The organism is Duganella sp. BJB1802, assembly GCF_013369445.1.
Lineage (GTDB): Bacteria > Pseudomonadota > Gammaproteobacteria > Burkholderiales > Burkholderiaceae_D > Rugamonas > Rugamonas vulcania_A.
Map to the genome: position 1 here is coordinate 21,421 of NZ_JABWEF010000016.1, position 18,375 is coordinate 39,795.

Consider the following 18,375-nt stretch of genomic DNA (forward strand, 5'->3'; position numbering starts at 1 on the left):
GCGTGATGCTTGGCGCCGAAGGCTGTGTCCCCATTATGCCGCCGAATCGGCAACTTGGCGAACGTCATGGCAAACAATCAAATTCGCCGGATTTGCGTTCCACGCCAGTCCGATTTCTTAGCAGGAGAGCAAACATGCAGATTCTGATCGTCGACGACAATCCCGCCAATCTGGAATTGTTCGGGCATATGCTGGAAATGTTGTGCGATAGTCCGCCGGTGTCCATGAGCGATCCGGGCGCGGCCCTGGCCTGGTGCGCCGACCACGACCCCGACGTGGTGCTGGTCGACTACATGATGCCGGAGATCGACGGGCTGGAATTCCTGCGCCGCTTCCGCGCCCTGCCCGGCAAGGAGCAGACGCCGCTGGTGATGGTCACCGCCGACACCCAGAGCAAGGTGCGGCACGAGGCGCTGCGCCTGAGCGCCAACGACTTCCTGACCAAGCCGGTCAATTTCATCGAGCTGAACGCCCGGGTCGGCAACCTGCTGGCGCTGCGCCGGGCCCAGCGGCAACTGGCCCATCACGCGGCCGGGCTGGCCGACGAGGTGCGCAAGGCCACGGCCGACATCGCGGCGCGCGAGCGCGAGGCGATCTACCGGCTGTCGCGGGCGGCCGAATTCCGCGACCCGGAAACCGGCGGCCACCTGCTGCGCATGGCGGCCTTTTCCGAGCTGATCGCCCGCAACCTCGGCCTGCCGGAAGACGAATGCGAGCGCATCCTCGCGGCCGCGCCGATGCACGACATCGGCAAGCTGGGCATCCCGGACGCCATCCTGCTCAAGCCGGGTCCGCTCGACAGTGCCGAGCTGGAGATCATGCGCCGCCACGCGCAAATCGGCGCCGACATCCTGGCCGACAGCGCCTCGCCGCTGCTGCAGGCCGGCGCGCTGATCGCCGCCAGCCACCACGAGCGCTACGACGGCAGCGGCTATCCGCGCGGCTTGGCCGGCGCCGACATCCCGCTGTACGGGCGCATCGTACGCCGCCGACGTGTTCGACGCGACTGACCTCGGCCCGCCCCCCTTACAAATGGCCTGATTTCGCGTGCAGGCGCGCAGCGCGATGGAGGCCGGCTGCGGCAGCCACTTCGATCCTGCCTGCGTGGCCGCGCTGTTCCGCGACGAGGCGGCGCTGGCCGCCATCCGCCAGCGCTACGACGATCACCATCCATCCCCACAACAACAACTCAAGGAGGCCGCATGAACGCCTACGCAACCCCATTGACCTCGGCCGCCGCGCGCTGCCCGCATCCGCTGCTCGACAACATCCTGGACCATCTACGCTTGAAGAACGACGCCGCGCTGGCCAAGGCCCTGAACATCGCGCCGCCGCGCATCAGCAAGATACGGCGCGGCCGCATGGAGGTGAGCGCCGCCCTGCTGCTGCGCCTGCATGAGGTGGCCAACATCCCCGTGGCCGACCTGCGCCGCATGGTGCAGGACGCCCAGGCCGCCATGACGCCAAGCCCGTCAAATTGATCGGAACAGCACGGGGGCACCTTCACCCTCGATAATTTCACCATCCAACTTTGAAGAAATAGCCCATCCATGGCGGCGCCGCCGCCAGTGGCTGGTGCAGCCCTGTGCCGCTGGACAACGACTTGGCCAAGGCCTTGAAACTGTCCACGTATCTACTTTCGGACCTCCAACGCCTTTGCCAACTAACTTGTAAGGATTATTCCCGCCGTATGCATATCGGTTGAAGCTCGACCCAGTCCTTACATCGGTCACCACAGGATCAATGCTCAATAATTCGACCCTGGCCCCTCATTTGCATAAATGATGGGGCAGAAACAATATCGCCAAAGTAGCCCCAATCCTGTAACGCTTCGATAAATTCTCTTTGATTAACAATCGACAATGGATTCACAAACGAAATAGGGATATTTTCTCGCTCGGCAACTAATCGATGTGGCTCGCTAGTAGCAAAATCAGGCTCACAAACTTCGTTAATGAGTAGCCCTCGCCCACTACCAAAATGCGGCAAATATGCAGCAAACCTGACAACATCGCTGCCATTTGACAGGTCGTACGGACAGGTTGCCTTGATTCCTAACTCCACACAATGAGATTCAATCTTAAGAGACAAATTCATGCGTTCGTTTTCCAGAGTTTTCATTATTTCAATCCCGATATTTTCACCGTCCCTTTACACCTCAGTCGTGTAATTGATATGATTGTAGTCGTGCGGTTGATAGTGCATTTACTAAATCGCGCCACCTTTTATCCCCGTGCCAGCCTTCGTGCATGCCAAGTTACACCATTCCGTATCCCGTTCCTCGAAACATGGGGCTGTCCCTATTTGTGCACTCTGGTGTTGCACCTAGTCTTTGAGAATGCCACCTTAATTGGCCCTTAAGAAACCCATTTCCTTAAATGTGACACCCTTTAAACCAAGATTATTGACTCTATCCATGAAGGAAGGAAAAACAAAGATATTCGACCTATTCGAATCATCAATAACAAATATCTCACGCGCCAACAAAGACGCGTCATTGACAATCAAATAATTAATGAGAAATATCTGCCCTTCAATGCTTCGATAGAAAATTGACTCGTGCGAATCATATGCAAGTGTCGTTGATAGACAATTTAGGACAAACCAGCTTTCTCCCGCCACTTGGATCGGCAAAAACTCAAACATATCAGAATAAAATGGAAAAATTTCATCCTTCAATGCCTGACGAAATGCCAACCCTGCTCCAACAACGATAGATATATCTGGGATTTTGGTGATTTTTCCACGCTGAACAATTTGAAACTCATAGTTCAAACTGACCCACTCATTCCATAGTGGTCTTGAGTTAAATATCGGAACGACATCTGTAACTTTTTGATTAAGCGGCGCCAAAACCGCATAATCATTGGAAACTTGGATTCGATATATCTTTGACTCTGCCATGGAAAGACACCCATATTTATCTGAAATCGTATACCCGTAAGTCTAGCTGCTCCATCTGCATATGTAGTTGCACCACGCTCACGCCGTTCCCTTCTCGGGGAAAAAAGTAAAGCCCATCCCTGGAACGTCAATGCCTCTGAACGATCCGATCTGTTCAATTTCTGAAACAATTGCTACGGGCGGGTCATTCACATTGTTGAGCAACGCCCCCGTAGAATTCAGTTCGTTTCTAACAAGGTCTAGCGCATACTCAGACGCCTCGTCGGGATCCATCGCTTCCACATATCTAGTTGTGAAGTAACCAAGCCGCTCGATCCCCTGCATCTCCATCAACAAATTTGTCCCTTCAACAAGTACACGGTACTTTTTTTTCCGCTTGAAAAACATCGTCAGTTCCTTGATCCAGAATTCAGACGGTTGCGCTCACCATTCGATTGCTGGATCGGGTACACGGCGTCGAGCGGGCGGGCCTGCCAGAGCTTCACATTCTCGCCGACGGCATCCGTGACATTGGAGATGAGGGTCGGCGACACTTCCGTGCCGTACCTCTCCTCCAGATGGCTATGAATCTCCCGCACACTCAGCCCGCGCGCCTTCACAAAGCATCAAAATATGTGAGTTCGGTAGCATTCCCGGTGCTGACGCGCTTCAGGGAGCGCTACGGTTGTCCGCCCTCGCACGTGCGCTGAGGCGGCGCGGTGTCACTGGCCTGCCGGCGGCTCCCACAGCTCGACCTTGTTGCCGTCCAGGTCCAGCACCCAGCCGAACTTGCCGTACTCCGAATCGTCGACCTTGTCCTCGACGCGGCAGCCCTCCTCGCGCAGCGCGGCCAGCAGGCCGTGCAGGTCGGCCACCCGGTAGTTGATCATGAAGCTGGCCGTGCTCGGCGCGAAATAATCCGTGTCGGCCTTGAAGACGTTCCACGCCGTGGTGCCCTTGCCGCCCGGATTGTCCGGACCGGACCAGTCGAACGCGGCACCGCCCCAGGGCCCGATATCCACGCCAAGGTGGACCCGGTACCATTCGGACAGGGCCTTCGGGTCCGGTGACTTGAAGAACACACCGCCTATGCCGGTGACACGTTTCATGTAGGGCTCCTAAAGATGGGCAAACAGCGCGTCATGCGCGGTTATTGCCTCATCGATAATACCTTCATGCCGCCGCCCGATCAAGATCCTTCCATGCGGCTGCGCATCGCCGGCGTCAGCAACACGCGCCGCGTGGTGTCGACCATCATCACCTCGTTCAGGCCGAGGCGGCGCGACATGGCCTCCCATCCGGCCGGCCCGGTGATGAACAAGGGCTTGGAATTGCCGTCCGAGCGCAGGCCGACATCGCTGCCGCCCGAGGTGATGATGGTGACCGACGCCACCAGGTCGATCGGATAGCCGGTGCGCGGATCGATGATGTGCGGACGGCGCTTGCCGTCCTTCATGAAGTAGCGCTCGTAGTCGCCGCTGGTGCCGATGGCCTCGTTGTCGTGCAGCGTCACCATGGCCAGCGTGCCGCTGCCGCGAGGATCGCGGATGCCGACCTGCCACGGACGATCGCCCGGCTGGCCGAGCGCCAGCACATTGCCGCCGATGTTGACCAGAGCCGCCTGCACATGCTCGGCGCGCAGAATGGCGGCGGCGCGGTCGAGCGCGTAGCCCTTGGCATAGCCGCCCAGGTCGATCATCACCGCCGGATTGACGCTGGAAATCGTGGTGCCGTCGTAGCGCAGGTCGCTCAAGCTGGGCCGCGCGTCGACCCAGCGCCGCACCTCCTCGGCGCTCGGCGCGTGGGCGCAGATGTCGCTGCTCTGGAATCCCCACAGCCGTATCAGATGGCCGATGGCCGGGTTGAACAACTGGTCCGAACTGGCCGACAGTTTGGTCGCCGATTGCAGCAGGCCGACCATTTCCTCATCGGCCTTGAACGGCTCGCCGCGCTCGATGCTCGCGTTCAGGCCGGTGAGCATGCTCGGCTCCCACGCGTGCAGCTTGCGGTGCAGCCGGTCGAACTCCGACAGCACCTTGGCCGCCGCCGCATCGGCGTGCTGGCGCGTGCCGCCGTAGACCGTCACCTCCACCGTGGTGCCGAACACATGGCCCTGGGTGACATGGCGCTGCTCCTGCCGCGCACAGCCCGCCGCAAGCCACAACGCGGCCGCCAGCAAGGCGGCGCGCCTGACAAAATTCCACAACATGCTTTTCTCCGATGACGGGGCGCCGTGGAAGGTGCCCCACCGGTTAGTTACTCTTTGCGATCATGTAGTCGACCACGGCCTTGACCTCGTCGTCCTTCAGGGCCGGATTGCCGCCGCGCGGCGGCATCATCTTGAAGCCGTTGAGGGCGTTGGTGTACAGCGCAGGCTTGCCCTTGGCGACACGCGGTCCCCAGGCCGCCTTGTCGCCGAACTTGGGCGCGCCGAGCACGCCCGCGCCGTGGCAAGCCATGCAGGTCGCCTTGTAGATCTTCTCGGCCTTGGCGCTGTCGGCCGGGGCCGGAGCTGCGGCGGTGGCGGCGGTAAAGGCGCCGCCGATCAGCAGCGCGGCGAAGAGTTGGATTGCTTTCATTTTTAAACCTCTTTGTTGCGGGTGGTTGAACCAGCGCGGCTCGCCGCGCTGACGTAAATCCCGGCCGACACCGGCCGGATCGGGAGCGCCGTCAATGCGCAATGTCTGCGTGCGTGGCGGCCGTGCGGGCGGCGCTCAGCATCGACGCGCGGATATCGGCGAAGCGCAGCACCTGGCCGCCGTCGCGCTTGGCGAACGAGGCGGCGTCGGTCTGCCGGGCGAACGGCACGATGGTCGGGCCCATCGAGCCACGGGCGCGGCTGCCGACCACATACACCGCGTCGCGCGCGGCGATCCAGTTGCCTTGCGGGTGCTGCCAGTCGGCCGCGCCCATGTCCTGCACGTACTGCGCGTTGGCGCTGCGATGCTGCTCCGGCGCCAGCATCGCGCCCAGCAGTTCCATCACGTCGCAAAAATAATCGGTCTTGCCGTCGGCATAGCGGATCTGGCCCTTGGCGCCGGCGTAGTCCTGCAACAACATGCCATCCAGCGCGCAAGCGGTGTCCGCGCTCGGTTCCTGAGCCTGCGGCAAGGGGGCGATCTGGCCGCAACCGGCCAGCGTGGCGGCGACCAGCCAGGAACGCCAGCGCGGGCGATAGGTAAGCTTCATCGAAATCTCCTGTGAGCAAAATAAAACGGCACGACGATCCAGCCCAGCATCACCGCCAACAGCACCGCCGGCTGGGTCCAGGCCGGCGGCATGACGGTGGCCAGGCCGTACATGCCCTGCGCCTGGTCCGAGCTGAACACGTTCAACAGCCGGAACACGTCGGCCGGGTTGAGCATCAGCAGCGCGGCGAAGGCGCCACTACTCAGGCCGCCCTGGCTCAGGACCAGGGCGCCCATCAGCAGCAAGTCGAACACCAAAACAAAGAAGAACCACAAGGCCAGCGCGGCGCCGCTGGCGCGCACGCGGTCGCGGGCGATCACGGACACCAGCACGGCGATGCTCAGGAACGCCATCCCCATCAGCACCGCGCTGGCGACGAACAGCGCGTAGCGTTCGCCCTCGCCCACGGTCAGCTCGGACGACAACGGCAGCAGGCCGACGCCGAAGCCCAGCGCGGTGGCGGTGGTCAATGCAGCCGCCAGGCCGAGGTATTTGCCGCACAGGACTTCGAACCGGCTGATCGGCATCGACAACAACAGCTCCAGCGCCCCGCGCTCGCGCTCGCCGACGATGGCGTCGTAGCCCAGCAGCAGCGCGATCAGCGGCACCAGGTAGATGACCAGGCTGGCCAGGCTGGCGATGGTGGCGTCGACGCCGTGGAAGCCCACCTGCCCCTGCTGCACCGCGCCGAAATAGGCGATCGCCAGCGCGAACACGGCGAACACCACCGCCACCGCCAGCACCCAGCGGTTGCGCAAACGGTCGCGCCACTCCTTGGCGGCGATGATCCACACCTGGCGCCATTCAATGGGAGCTGGCATACGCACCTCCATAACCGAGAAAGACCTGTTCCAGCGTGGGCTCGTGCAGCGCGATGTCGCGCGCGTGCGGCAGCAGTGCGGCCAGCACCGCCAGCTTGTCGGCGGCGGCGCAGCGCACGTCGAAGCGCGTGCCCTCGCGTTCCAGCGTCGGCGCGCCGGAGGCGTCGCCCGGCAGCGCGGCCAGGGCGGCCAGGGCGGCCGTCTGGTCCGCTTCGGCCACGGTCGCCACCACGCCCAGCCGCAATGCCATGCCGCTGCGCAGCTGCGCCAGCGTGCCCTGGGCGGCGATGCGCCCGCCGTGCATGATCACCAGCCGGTCCACCCGGTCCTGGATCTCGGCCAGGATGTGCGAGGTGATGACGATGGTGGCGCCGCGCGCCCGCACCGCGCGCAGGATAGCGTAGAAGTCGGCGATGCCTTGCGGATCGAGGCCGTTGGTCGGCTCGTCGAGGAAGATCAGGTCCGGCTCGCCCAGCAGCGCCTGCGCCAGGCCCAGCCGCTGCCGCATGCCTTTCGAATAGCCGTGCACCGGACGGTCGGCCGCGCCGGCCAGGCCGACCTGTTCCAGCAGCGCCGGGCAGGCGCCGCGCGCCACCCGCTTCAGGTCGGCGAACAGGTGCAGCACTTCCCTGCCGCTGAGGTTGTCGTAGGTGACGAAGTTCTCAGGCAGGTAGCCGATGCGGCGCCGCGCCTGGCGGAACGCCGGGGCGCCGGTGGGCTGGCCGAGCACGTGCAGCGTGCCGCTGCTGGGCGTGATCAGCCCCAGCATCAGCTTGAACAAGGTGCTCTTGCCGGCGCCGTTGTGGCCGATCAGGCCGAACATTTCGCCGCGCGCGATGTCGAGCGTTACGTCATGCAACGCCGTCACCGCGCCGAAGCGCTGTCCGACGCCGGCCAGCGACACGGCGGCGCCGGCGGGTTCAACGTGGGTAGATGTCATGCCATTTTTTCCAATCAAGGGAGGCGGGCCGCATGCGCGGATGCTTGTCGACCACGCTCGGCGCCCGCAGCAGCGGGAACTGGCGCGCGACGAAACGCAGCGTCTGCAGCGCGGGGCTGGCGCTGAGCAGTTTCATCAGCGGGTATTGCCAGCCGAGGCGGTCGACCACGTCGTTGGCCTCGTACGGCAGGTCGCCGATGCCGTCGGCGTTCTGGTCCCAGCCGCCGTAGTTGCTCCAGTAGTTGCCGGCCGTGCGGCCCCATTGCACGTCCTGCGCGGCCACGAAGCGCACCTGCTCCTCGTTGCCGATGAAGTCGTTGTCGTCGACCTGGTTGTTGGACGAGCCGGCCGACAGGTGCACGCCGGTGCGGTTGTTGATCACCAGGTTGCGGCGCACGATGTTGTATTCGGCGTCGTAGATGAAGAAGCCGCGGTCGTTGCCGGCCACCACGTTGTCCTCGATGACCGAGTCCTGGATGGTGCGCAGCATGATGCCGTGGTCGGCGTTGCCCCAGGCGATGTTGTGTCGCACGATCAGGTCGCGCACCTCCATCAGCGCCAGGCCGGCGCGGTTCTGGTAGACCTCGTTGTCTTCCCAGGTGCTGTGGTTGGTGTTCATGTAGTGCGTGCCGTAGCGCACGTGGTGGATGCGGTTGCCACGGAACAGCGCGTCGCGCGAGACGTCGACGTAGATGCCGTCGCGCGTGTCGCTGATCTGGTTGCCGATCACCTGCGCGCCGCGCGTGTCATACACCTGGATGCCGTTGCCGCGCGCGGCCGATTGCAGGTCGGCGCGGCCGGTGACCACGTTGCGCAGCAGTTGGGCATCGTCCGAGCGCTCCAGCCAGATGCCGAACAGGTTGGCGGTCAGCTGGCAGTCGGCGATGGTCACATGGTGGCTGCCCGGCAGCACGTAGATGCCGGCGTTCTGCGCGGTCAGGTCGATGCCGCTGTCGCGCACCACCAGGCCGGCCAGCGTGACGTTAGCCGCGCTGACGCGGATCACGTCCGCGCTGCCGGCGCCACTGATGACGGGACGGCCCTCGCCCTGCAGCGTCAACGGCTTGTCGATGCGCAGGTGTTCGACGTAGCGGCCAACTTCCACGCGCACCGTGTCGCCCGGCTTGGCCTGCGCGATGGCCGCAGCGATCGACTCGCCGGCGCGCACCCGCAGCACCGCCGCTTCCGCGCCGGCGCACAGCGCCAGGCCAGTGGCCAGCACCAACGCCGCCAGCGCAAACGCGGGCTTGGGCCTGGGCCTGCCTCCGCCGTTCACGGCTGCTCCTTGCCGGAGGCCGAGACATCGCGCAAGCTGCCGCGCAGGCTTTCCAGCGAGACGAAATAGCCGTCCGCGCCGATCCGCGTCAACGCCTGGCCCTTGGCCGTGCGCTGCTTGCGTTCCTTGACCAGCGGCGGGCAGGCGTGGTCGTCGTAGTACATCACCATGCAGTCGAGGCACAACATGCATTCGGTCTGGTCGATGCGTCCCTTGGCGTCGATCGCGTGCGAGCCGCAGCCGGCGGCGCAGGCGTGGCAAGTCTCGCATTCGGATTTGCGCTTCAGGCCGAACAACCTGAAGCGGCCAGGCAACGCAAGCCCTGCGCCCAGCGGGCACAGGTACTTGCAATAAGGCCGCTCGCTGAACATCGATACGCCGACGATGCCGCCGATGAAGATCCAGAACGGCCACGTGCGGTTCCACACGCCGACCAGGAAGGTGGTCTTGAACGGTTCGATCTCGGCCAGGCGCTCCGCCGTCTCCATCGACCACAGCGACACCGCCAGCAGGCCGAAGAAGATCACATACTTGACCCATTTGAGGCGGTCATGCAGGCGCTTGGGCAGCAGCCCTTGCCAGCGCTTGAGCCCGATGACGCTACCCAGCTTGAGCGCCAGGTGTTGCAGCGAGCCGAACGGGCACAGCCAGCCGCAGAACAGGCCGCGTCCCCACACCAGCACGGTGATGATCATGAACCACCAGAACAGGAAGATGAACGGGTCGGACAGGAACAGCTCCCACTTCCACTGGTGCAGCAGCGAATGGACCCAGGTCATCACCTGCGTCACGCTGGGCTGCGCCTTCAGGTAGAAGCCGACGAAGCCGACGCTGAACATCCACAGCACCAGACGAGGCCGGCTGATCCACGGCTTGTGGCGGCGGGTGGAGGCGCGCACCAGGCGGTCGCGCATCGCGTACAGCACGGCGGTGACGGCCAGCAGCGCGACGAACAGCGCGATCTGCGGCACGCGTCCCAGCCAGATCGCCTGCCAGGCGGGACGCGCGACCACCACCTCGGGATGACCACCTTCGAGATAGCGCGCGGGCAGCCAGTACTGCTGGTCGAAGCGGGCGAAGGTCTTGACGCCTGCCGCGTCGCGCTTGTTGGCCAGCACGCCGAGCGTCCACGGCCAGGCCGGGTTGAAGCCCGACGAGCGCACGATGAAGATCGCCGATTCGGTGAACGCCGGCACGTCGGCCGGCTGCAGGTGGTACAGGTTCAGGTAGTCGGTGTCGCGGAAGGTGAAGGTCTGCGCCTCCTGGCGCACCTGGATGCGGTCGTAGATGCCGCCGCGTACGAAGCCCGAGCCCTTGAACGAGGTCTGGCCCTCGCCGATGATGAAGATGGCGTGCTCGTCCGGCCCCAGGCTTTGCATCAGGCGCTTGTAGGCGCCCTCGCCCAGCAGGCTGTTGCCTATGCTGGGGGTGTTCAGGTAGCCGAAATACAGGTCCAGGTACGGGCCGGCGGCGGGATCGACGCCCACTTCGGCGGCCGGGATCAGCAGGTGCGTGACGGCTCCTTCGTCGGCCAGCTTGCGCCAGTCCAGGCGCTCGTCGATGGGTGTGAAGCGGGCCGGCGGCCGCGCGGCGGTGGTGAAGATGCCGACCTGGCGGCCGATCTCGTAGGCGCTGCGCGAGATCACCTGGTTCTCGGCGATCGCGGTGACGGTGGCGCCGCTGATGGCGTCCAGGCCCGCGCTGCCGTCGCCGCCACGGCCGATTTCCAGCTTGGCGTCGCCACGGCGACCGACATATTGATGAATGAAATCGAGCAGCGCGGACTCGGGAATGCCGGCCAGCAGGATCGGTTCGGAATGCTTGAGCACGCGCACGCCGGTGATGATGCCGTGCACGTCCATGCCGATCAGCGTGACCACGGGTTTGCCGGAGTAGGCGGGAATATCGACCACGTCGGTCGACAGGAAGACATAGCCGATCAGCTGCTCAGCGCTGCCGGGCTTGGTGCGGAAGGCTTGCACGTACTGCGGCGAACCCATGCGTTGCGAGAAGCGCGTGGCTTCGGGCATCACGTCGGCGCAGGCCACGTTGGCGCACAGGTCGGGGCCGTGCATCAGGCCTTGCGACAATTCGGCGTCGTACACCGCCGCGCCGGCGGGCGCGCCGCACAGCAAGGCGACCAGCAACGCCAGCAAAATACGAATAATGGATGTGTTGGGTATCATAGTCTCAGGAGGCCGCACCACGCGCAACAGCGCGCGGCGCGGCAACACTCACCGCCGTCAGGCTTCTACCAGGAAGCGGCTGCGCATTTCCAGGTGCAGCGCGTGGCAGAAGTGCGTGCAGTAAAGCCAGAAGGCGCCGGCATGGTCGGCCTTGAACGTCACCGACTTCGTCTCTTGCGGATTGACGATGAAGTTGATGTTATAGGTCGGCAGCGCGCAGCCGTGCGTCAAGTCTTCCACCTTGTCGTGGTTGGTCAGGGTCAGCGTGACTTCGTCGCCCTTCTTCACCTTGATGATGGGCATGCTGTACGCCGGGGCCTGCGACATCAGGCGCACATGGACCTTGTTGCCATGGCGTTCGATACCGGCGTTCTCCGGCTTGACCGCGTTCGGGAAGTCGTCCATGTTGTAGATCTGGCGCGTCTTGACGATGTCGCGGCGCACGATGATGCCGTCGTGCGGTTCGGAGTAAGCCGTGTGATCGGCCACCAGGTGCATCTTGCCGCCGCTGATGTCGATCAGCTGTTCCGTTTCGGGATGCAGCGGTCCGACCGGCAGGAAGCGGTCCTTGGAGAACTTGTTGCCCGAGTTGAGGTATTTGCCGTCGGCTTCCTTGGTCTCGCCCATCGACGAGTAGTTGTGGCCGGGCTGGTAGTGCACGTCCATTTTCTCGATGATGACCTTGGCCGTCTTGTCGCCCTTGAATTGCGCGATGGCGGCGTCGACGTTCCACTTGACGCACTGGCTGTCCAGGAACAGCGAGGTGTAGGCGTTGCCCTTGCCGTCGAAGGCGGTGTGCAACGGGCCCAGGCCGATTTCCGGTTCCGCCACGACGGCGTCGCGTGGTTCCTTGAGCTCGCCATTGAACCAGGCCATCACACGCTTCAGTTCGATCACGGTGGCGGTCGGCGACAATTTACCCGAGCAGACGAAGTACTTGCCGTCCGGGCTGGCGTTGACGCCGTGCGGATTCTTGCCGACCGGGACGTAGCAGGTCACGGAGGTCTTCGGATCGCTGTTGGCTGCCTTGCGGCCGTCGACCACCGGCACTTTCGAGCCGCCGATGGTGGTGAACTTGCCGGCCTTGACCAGCGCTTCGATGCGCTCGATGTTGAAGAACACGCAGGCGTCGCGCTCGGCCGCCATCATGCCGTTCAGGTCGGCGGCGTTCTCGGTGTTGTACTGGTTGGAGGCGGCCAGCTTGCCGTCGTAGCTGGTGGCGACCAGGTCGTTGTTGCCGTCGATGCGGCACTGCCACTTCAGTTCCATGGTCTCGGCGTTGACGCAGCTGAACAGCGTGCCCCATTTGGTCGGATCGTCGAGGTCGCGGCCGTCGTTGGGCAGCGGGATGTGGAATTCGCCGCCGCAGAAGACGCGCGTGGTGTAGTTGATCTTGGTGTCGACCGGATCGCACTTGTCGGTGAACAGGCCGTGGAAGCCCATCACGTTCGGCAGTTCGACGATCTTGTCGCACTCCATCGTGTCCATGCGGATGCGCGCCAGGCGCGAGTGGATCTTGTCGTTGACGAACAGCCAGCGTCCGTCGTAGGTGCCGTCCTTGTAGCTGCCGTGCACGTGGTGGGTGTCGCCGGTGGTGTACTTGAGCGTGCCGTCGGCCTTGGTGCCCATGATCGCCTTCGATTCATTGGTCACGCCCCAGCCGACCATGCAGTCGGTGTTGAAGACCGGGATGCGCTTGAGCGTGCGGCCCGATGGCAGGCCCAGCACGCGCGCCTCGCCGCCGTGGCCGGCGCTGATGAATGCGTAGTACTCGTCCAGCTGGCCGGGGGCGATTTCCTTGCTCGCGCCTTCCTTCTGCGGAGCGGCCGCGCCGCCCTTGGCCGCGCCGGCCTCTTCCTTGCATGCGACCAGGCCGAGCGTCACGCCCGCCAGGCCCAGCGCCGCGCTCTTGCTCAGGAAGCCCCTGCGTCCACTTTGCTCGGCACCGTTATCGACGCCATTATCCTTGCTATCCATCTGTTCTCCAATCTATGCAGTTGTCATTGATCAACAGTGCATATTGTCGGGGTAACACCATGGATTAAAGAATGATGTGGATCATGGGAATTCGTACTGGCCGGGCACAGATTGCGGGAAGCAGGTGGCCGTCTGCGAACAGCGTGAACAGTCGGGGACGCAGCCGCCGTAGCCGCCGGTCAGCTCCGCCAGCTCCCGGAATAAAAAGCGCTTCCATTTCAGCTGCCCGGTATTTCGCCGGTACAGCGGCTCGAAGTAATGCCGCAGCAGGGCCGACACGTCGGCCCGCTCGCCCAGGCCCATGTCCTCCCACAGGTGCCGGCTGCCCAGCGCTGCGGCGGCGATCGCGTGGGCCAACCAGGCCGCGTGCCGCAGATCGGCCTGCTGCGAGCGGCCGGCCAGCAGCAGCGTGACCAGCCGGCCGTGCTCCGGCGGCGCCGCGCGCGAGATGGCGTGGTACTGCGGCTCCGGCATCGGCTCCATCGGTCCGAGTTCGGGGTAGCAGTGGGCGAGCAGCTTGACCAGTTCCGCCTGTGGCAGGCCGAGCGTCCACGCGAACAGCGGCAGCTCGCCCTCCTGCGCGTTGCGGATCACGCCGCCTATTGCCCTGACCAGCAAGCGCTCGCCTGCCGGGCTCATTCCACGATCCTCCTCACCTCGATGCTCTGCAGCCATTTGACGTGGCGCGGTCCGGGGCGCAGGTCTTTGCTGGAGACCATGGCGATGCGGCCCTCGTCGTCGGCCAGCGGCGCCCCGTCCTTCTCAAAGTACACCAGCACGCCATCGCCGACCGGCGAGTTGAACAGCTCGGACCACGAGAACACCACCGCATAGCCATCGCTGGCGGTGGCGATGACCACCATCTTCTTGACGTCGTTGTGGTTGCGGGACACCACGTTCGCCTGCTCCAGCAGGTCGCGCAGCCGCACGCCCTTCAGGTTTTCCAGCTGCCCCAGCTTGGCGCCGGTCTGGCACACCATCGGCACCTCCCCCAGTTTCTGCGGCGGCAGCTGACGCAGGTCCGCCACGCTCAGCTTCAGCACGTGCTCCACCGCGCCGGTCACGGCCAGCTGGGTGGTGACGTATTTGGCGGCGTCGCCGTCGGTGGGATGTGCGTAGGCGTGGGCGCTCAGGCCCAGCGCCACCGCGAGTACGAGCTTACGTATCGAACAAATCATGATCATTTCCTTTGCACGTGGTTAGTATTGGTAGCTGACATTGCCGAACCATTGCCGGCCGGCGCTGGGGAAGCCATCTGCCAGCGCGTAGTTGCGGTCGCCCAGGTTGCTCACGCCAGCCTCGACGGTGACGCCGCGCGCGGGCCGGTAGGCGGCCTTCAGGTTCAAGGTGGTGAAGCCGGCCAGCTGCACCGTGTTCGACGCCCAGCGGCTGCTGTTGTGCTCGGCCAGCGCGATGACGTCGACGTCGCCGCGCGGGTGCAGCAGCGCTTGCGCGATCAGTTTTTGCTGTGGCACGTCGGTCAGCCTGGTGGATGGCGAGCTGAGGTTCTTCAGGTCGGTGTAGGTGTAGTTGGCGGCCAGTTCGACCAGGCTGTTCAACGTATGCTGTCCGCCCAGCTCGATGCCCGAGGCGCGCACCTTGCCCACGTTCTGCATCTGCGAGCGGTTGCCGGAGACGTTGGCGACGGCCTGGATCTTGTCGTGGATCTCGCTGTAGAAGAACGCGGCCTGGATCGGTCCCTTGTAGCCGACCTCGTAGTTGCGCGCGGCTTCGGGGCTCAGCGCCGGGTTTTCGATGTAGGTGCCGAGGCGCTGCGAGTAGCGGTCCTTCAAGGTCGGCAGGCGCGACTTCTGCGCGACGGTCGCGTACACGCGGGCGCCGGCGGCGAGGTCGTTGAACAGGCCGGCCTGCCAGTCCCGCACCATCTTGGCGTCCGGCAGCGTGTAGGGGTTGCCGAGGCTGTAGACCGTCAGCGGCCGCAGCCGGTGCTGCTCCGCGCCCAGCGACAGCATCGTCGACGGACGGAGCTGGATGTTGTCCTCGACCGCGTACGAGACCAGCTCATCTTTGAGGATGGCGGTGGTCGTCGCGCTCGCGTCGCGCTCCAGATGCTTGTCGAGCTTGTAGTGCGAGATCAGGCGCAGCGTGTGCTCGGCCAGGCGGCGCGATTCCAGTTCGATCGACGCGCCGTTGGTCCAGTCGCTGTAGATGCTGCGGCCGGTGCCCACGCTGCCCGCCCCCGCCGTCTTGAGCGTGGAGTAGGCGCCGTTGGTATAGCTGTCGACCTCGTTGCCGTAGTTGTCGTGGTAGGCCCGGAGCTTCAGCGACTCGCTGGCGCCCAGCGCGGTACGCGAGATGAAGTACAGGCTCTCCTTGTCCCAGTACGGCCACTTCCAGTAGCGCGCGGCCAGCGGGTCGGTCGACGGCGGTTGTCCCTTGACGCCGTGCTGCTGGTAATAGCTGAGCGCGTATTCGTCGCCGGCGCCCGGCAGCAGGCCGAACTTCAGCGACACCTTGCTGTCGCGGCGATAGGCGTTGTTGCGCGAGCCGCCGTCCTCGGTGGCCGTCGGCCGGAAGTCCGACGACAGCGGGAACGCATCGCTCTGGTCGTAGGACACGCCGGCCTGCATATACCAGTTGCCCTGATTGCTGCCGACGTTGGCCGAGGCCTGGCGCGCCCTGCCGCTGATCCAGCCGAGCGTGGCGTCGCCTTCGATCGCGGCCTTGGGCTTGCGCGAAATGAGATTGATCGCGCCGCCCAGCGTGTTCGGCCCGTAGGCCATCGAGCTGAATCCCTTGGCCACCTGTATGCTCGCCAGGTCCGCCGTGGTGAAGCGGGCAAAGTCCACGTAGCCGTCGTACGGGACGTAGACGGGAATGCCGTCGATGAACAATGGCACCTGGCGCGCGTCGAAGCCGCGCACGGCGATGGTCTTCTCGTTGCGCGAATTGGTCGACAGCGTCACGCCGGACACCAGGTTCAGCGCATCGCCGACGTTATCGCGATTAAACTGGCGCATTTCCTTGCGGCTGACCACGGAGGCGACCTGGTCCTTCCCTATTTCGCCGACCTGGTCCAGCGAGCCGGTCACCACCACGACGCCCAGTTCAAACGGCCGCGTCTCGCCGCCCTGTTGAGCGCTCGCGCCCAGCGCCAGCATCGCGGAGGCCAGCACGGTCAGTTGCCCTGCCAATTTCGACTTCTTGTTCATCCAGTTCCTCGTTCCAATCGCTATATATCGACGTATATAGCGCATTACAAAAAAAATGGCGGCCTGCCGCCGCGCCCAGTCCAGCCCGCACCATAGCGATACGAAGACCAATGCGCAATATACATGGCTATATAGCGATAATCAAAACGGCAAGGTCTGCGCATCGGGCCAGCGCCAGTGTAGGCAAAGCCCGCCCCTTTGCCCATGCCCACGAAGGTGGATACGCGCGAGCAAAAGGAACTAGTCGGTCTACGACGAATTAACTATATGTCTATTTTTAATCAATGAGCGTCGATGCGGCGTGTTGAACCGCCTTGGCGATCTGCTCCGCAATCTCCGGATCTGGCACCGCGCGGGCCAAGGTCACGCCGCCAGTCAGCAGCGACAGCAGAACCCAGGCCTGCGCCGTGCGCTCCGCCTCGCTTCCCTTCGGCAACCCGGCCGCGATGGACTCCATCACGCCTTGCAGTTCGGCTTGATAGGCGTCGCGAATGGCAGGGTCCGACCGTTCGATCTCGACCGACAAGCTGGGCAAGGTGCAGGCGTCCGCCAGGGTGCAGGTGCGCTTGGGGCCCATGTAGAACGCAACGAACGCGCGTATCCAGTCCTTGCCCTGCTCCGCGCGCACCGCCTCGACCCCGGCCCGCAACGCCTGCAGGCCGGACACGACCGCCGCCTTGAACGCCTCCGCCTTGGAGCTGAAGTGTCCGTAAAATCCGCCGTGCGTGACGCCCGCCTCGCGCGCCAGGCCGTCGACGCCGATGCCGCCATAGCCGTGGCTCCTGAAGCCCCGGCCGGCCGCGTCCACGATCCGCGCGCGGCTCTCTTCCTTGTGTCCCTGCGTGTACCGAACCATCTGAAATCCTTTATATGACGACCGCAACATAATAATTGACAGTGTTACGATCGTAATGTAATGTGGAGTTGCTTTTCAACCAACTCCTGGAGAATATTGATCATGCCATTACTCAGAATCACCCACCAGCGCGGCGCCTTCACGGAAGCACAAAAAGCCCAATTGGCCGAGGAACTGACCTCCGCCATCCTGATCGCCGAGGTGGGAGCCGACACCCCCGCCGGCCGCTCGCTGGCTTACGTATTGTTCGACGAGGTCGATCCAAAGACCTCGTGGTACGTCGGCGGCAAGCCCGACACGAGCCCGCCCAAAGGCGGCCGCTTCCTGTTCGATGTCGTCTTTCCGGTGGGCGCCTGCACGCAGGCGGATAAGACTGCATTGCACGAAACCATCAATCGGATTATAGCGAACACACTGGATGTGGATGGCAGCTTCCCGAACCGCGCCGGCGACTGGGTATTTGTGCATGAGGTGCCGAACGGCAGCTGGGGCGCGAGCGGCCAGACCATCGGCATACGCGAAATCAATCACGTCGTCGGTGGCGCGCCGGAACGATCGGACTACTTCGAAAGCTTGCTGGCGGCGCAGGAGCGCGTGCGCGCGGCTCATGGATTCCCGTCCGAAGAACGCCGCGGGCAAGCCCAGCCCGAGGCCGCATGATGAAACTCGCCAACTACCTGTTCTTCACCACGACCTGCGAGCAGGCGCTGGACTTCTACGCCCGCTGCGGCCTCGGCCAGGTGACCGAGGTGCTGCGCTTTGGCGTCGACGGCATGCCGGTGCCCAATGAAGCCATGCGCAACAAGATCATGCACGCGCAGTTCGAAGGGCCGGGCGTCTTGTTCTATGCGTCCGACAACGATGACGCGGAACCGATGCGAGGCTCCGCGCACATCCTGCAGATGAACGACCCCGGCCAGACCGAGCAGCTCTTCGCGCGCCTGGCGGAGGGCGGCACGGTCACCACGCCGCTCGCGATGCAGGTCTGGGGCGACTACTACGGCAAGCTGACCGACCAGTTCGGTGTTCAGTGGATGTTGAACTGTCCGGTTTAAACGCATGCCAAAAAAAAGA

21 protein-coding genes and 1 pseudogene are annotated in these 18,375 nt (G+C 63.9%); 5 read left to right on the top strand and 17 right to left on the bottom strand.

Annotated features, from left to right (window positions below):
* Positions 1–134 precede the first annotated feature (134 nt).
* The 3 genes from HUX88_RS22850 to HUX88_RS22860 are packed head-to-tail and all read left to right on the top strand — an operon-like array spanning position 135 to position 1,481.
* On the top strand, positions 135–1,010 hold the full coding sequence (locus HUX88_RS22850; protein ID WP_229219489.1) for a two-component system response regulator: 876 nt from the start codon (positions 135–137) through the stop codon (positions 1,008–1,010).
* A gap of 37 nt (positions 1,011–1,047) precedes the next feature.
* Complete coding sequence (locus tag HUX88_RS22855) at positions 1,048–1,206, top strand: hypothetical protein (protein WP_176363239.1); 159 nt, start codon at positions 1,048–1,050, stop codon at positions 1,204–1,206.
* Positions 1,203–1,481, top strand: coding sequence for a helix-turn-helix transcriptional regulator (locus HUX88_RS22860; protein ID WP_176363240.1), 279 nt, complete (start codon positions 1,203–1,205; stop codon positions 1,479–1,481). Before HUX88_RS22855 ends, HUX88_RS22860 begins: the two co-directional genes overlap by 4 nt.
* Positions 1,482–1,740: 259 nt before the next feature.
* Here HUX88_RS22860 and HUX88_RS22865 read toward each other — a convergent pair whose 3' ends face one another.
* The 17 genes and pseudogenes from HUX88_RS22865 to HUX88_RS22945 all read right to left on the bottom strand — a co-directional run bounded on the left by HUX88_RS22865 (position 1,741) and on the right by HUX88_RS22945 (position 17,301).
* Complete coding sequence (locus HUX88_RS22865; RefSeq protein WP_176363241.1) at positions 1,741–2,121, bottom strand: hypothetical protein; 381 nt, start codon at positions 2,119–2,121, stop codon at positions 1,741–1,743.
* Positions 2,122–2,346: 225 nt separating this feature from the next.
* The gene (locus tag HUX88_RS22870; RefSeq protein WP_176363242.1) at positions 2,347–2,904 is read right to left on the bottom strand and encodes a hypothetical protein; all 558 of its coding nucleotides are present in this window, start codon (positions 2,902–2,904) and stop codon (positions 2,347–2,349) included.
* Between the two features lie 78 nt (positions 2,905–2,982).
* Entirely contained in the window at positions 2,983–3,291 is a 309-nt protein-coding gene (locus tag HUX88_RS22875; protein WP_176363243.1) for a hypothetical protein, read from the bottom strand.
* Positions 3,292–3,344: 53 nt separating this feature from the next.
* Positions 3,345–3,497: pseudogene (locus HUX88_RS22880) on the bottom strand (transposase); the annotation flags it as partial.
* 108 nt (positions 3,498–3,605) lie between these two features.
* Positions 3,606–3,992 carry a VOC family protein gene (locus tag HUX88_RS22885; RefSeq protein ID WP_176363244.1) on the bottom strand — a complete coding sequence of 129 codons (387 nt, stop codon included), beginning with the start codon at positions 3,990–3,992 and terminating at the stop codon, positions 3,606–3,608.
* 80 nt (positions 3,993–4,072) lie between these two features.
* Entirely contained in the window at positions 4,073–5,092 is a 1,020-nt protein-coding gene (locus HUX88_RS22890; RefSeq protein ID WP_176363245.1) for an FAD:protein FMN transferase, read from the bottom strand.
* 43 nt (positions 5,093–5,135) lie between these two features.
* A complete protein-coding gene (locus HUX88_RS22895) occupies positions 5,136–5,462 on the bottom strand; it encodes a cytochrome c5 family protein (RefSeq protein WP_161093179.1) in 327 nt (108 codons plus the stop codon).
* A gap of 91 nt (positions 5,463–5,553) precedes the next feature.
* Positions 5,554–6,072 (bottom strand): nitrous oxide reductase accessory protein NosL, encoded by a 519-nt coding sequence (locus HUX88_RS22900; protein WP_176363246.1) that lies wholly within the window; start codon positions 6,070–6,072, stop codon positions 5,554–5,556.
* Positions 6,069–6,893 (bottom strand): ABC transporter permease subunit, encoded by an 825-nt coding sequence (locus HUX88_RS22905; protein WP_217916414.1) that lies wholly within the window; start codon positions 6,891–6,893, stop codon positions 6,069–6,071. Before HUX88_RS22905 ends, HUX88_RS22900 begins: the two co-directional genes overlap by 4 nt.
* Positions 6,877–7,833: an ABC transporter ATP-binding protein gene (locus HUX88_RS22910; RefSeq protein ID WP_176363247.1), complete on the bottom strand. Its 957-nt coding sequence runs from the start codon at positions 7,831–7,833 to the stop codon at positions 6,877–6,879. The genes HUX88_RS22905 and HUX88_RS22910 overlap by 17 nt, the downstream gene beginning before the upstream one ends.
* The gene (locus HUX88_RS22915; RefSeq protein ID WP_373886830.1) at positions 7,814–9,109 is read right to left on the bottom strand and encodes a nitrous oxide reductase family maturation protein NosD; all 1,296 of its coding nucleotides are present in this window, start codon (positions 9,107–9,109) and stop codon (positions 7,814–7,816) included. Before HUX88_RS22915 ends, HUX88_RS22910 begins: the two co-directional genes overlap by 20 nt.
* On the bottom strand, positions 9,106–11,295 hold the full coding sequence (locus HUX88_RS22920) for a NosR/NirI family protein (protein WP_176363248.1): 2,190 nt from the start codon (positions 11,293–11,295) through the stop codon (positions 9,106–9,108). The genes HUX88_RS22915 and HUX88_RS22920 overlap by 4 nt, the downstream gene beginning before the upstream one ends.
* 57 nt (positions 11,296–11,352) lie before the next feature.
* A complete protein-coding gene (gene nosZ, locus HUX88_RS22925) occupies positions 11,353–13,272 on the bottom strand; it encodes a TAT-dependent nitrous-oxide reductase (protein WP_117010433.1) in 1,920 nt (639 codons plus the stop codon).
* Positions 13,273–13,353: 81 nt separating this feature from the next.
* Entirely contained in the window at positions 13,354–13,911 is a 558-nt protein-coding gene (locus tag HUX88_RS22930) for a nitrogen fixation protein NifQ (protein ID WP_176363249.1), read from the bottom strand.
* A complete protein-coding gene (locus HUX88_RS22935; RefSeq protein ID WP_176363250.1) occupies positions 13,908–14,450 on the bottom strand; it encodes a molybdopterin-dependent oxidoreductase in 543 nt (180 codons plus the stop codon). Before HUX88_RS22935 ends, HUX88_RS22930 begins: the two co-directional genes overlap by 4 nt.
* Before the next feature lie 21 nt (positions 14,451–14,471).
* Positions 14,472–16,445: a TonB-dependent siderophore receptor gene (locus HUX88_RS22940; RefSeq protein WP_176363251.1), complete on the bottom strand. Its 1,974-nt coding sequence runs from the start codon at positions 16,443–16,445 to the stop codon at positions 14,472–14,474.
* Positions 16,446–16,722: 277 nt separating this feature from the next.
* Positions 16,723–17,301, bottom strand: a complete 579-nt coding sequence (locus HUX88_RS22945) for a TetR/AcrR family transcriptional regulator (RefSeq protein ID WP_176363252.1) — start codon at positions 17,299–17,301, stop codon at positions 16,723–16,725.
* 102 nt (positions 17,302–17,403) lie between these two features.
* Between HUX88_RS22945 and HUX88_RS22950 the strand changes: the two genes are divergently transcribed.
* Together HUX88_RS22950 and HUX88_RS22955 are read left to right on the top strand one after the other, a co-directional pair.
* Positions 17,404–17,961 (top strand): tautomerase family protein, encoded by a 558-nt coding sequence (locus HUX88_RS22950; RefSeq protein WP_158568789.1) that lies wholly within the window; start codon positions 17,404–17,406, stop codon positions 17,959–17,961.
* Entirely contained in the window at positions 17,958–18,356 is a 399-nt protein-coding gene (locus tag HUX88_RS22955) for a VOC family protein (protein ID WP_229219490.1), read from the top strand. Before HUX88_RS22950 ends, HUX88_RS22955 begins: the two co-directional genes overlap by 4 nt.
* Positions 18,357–18,375 lie beyond the last annotated feature (19 nt).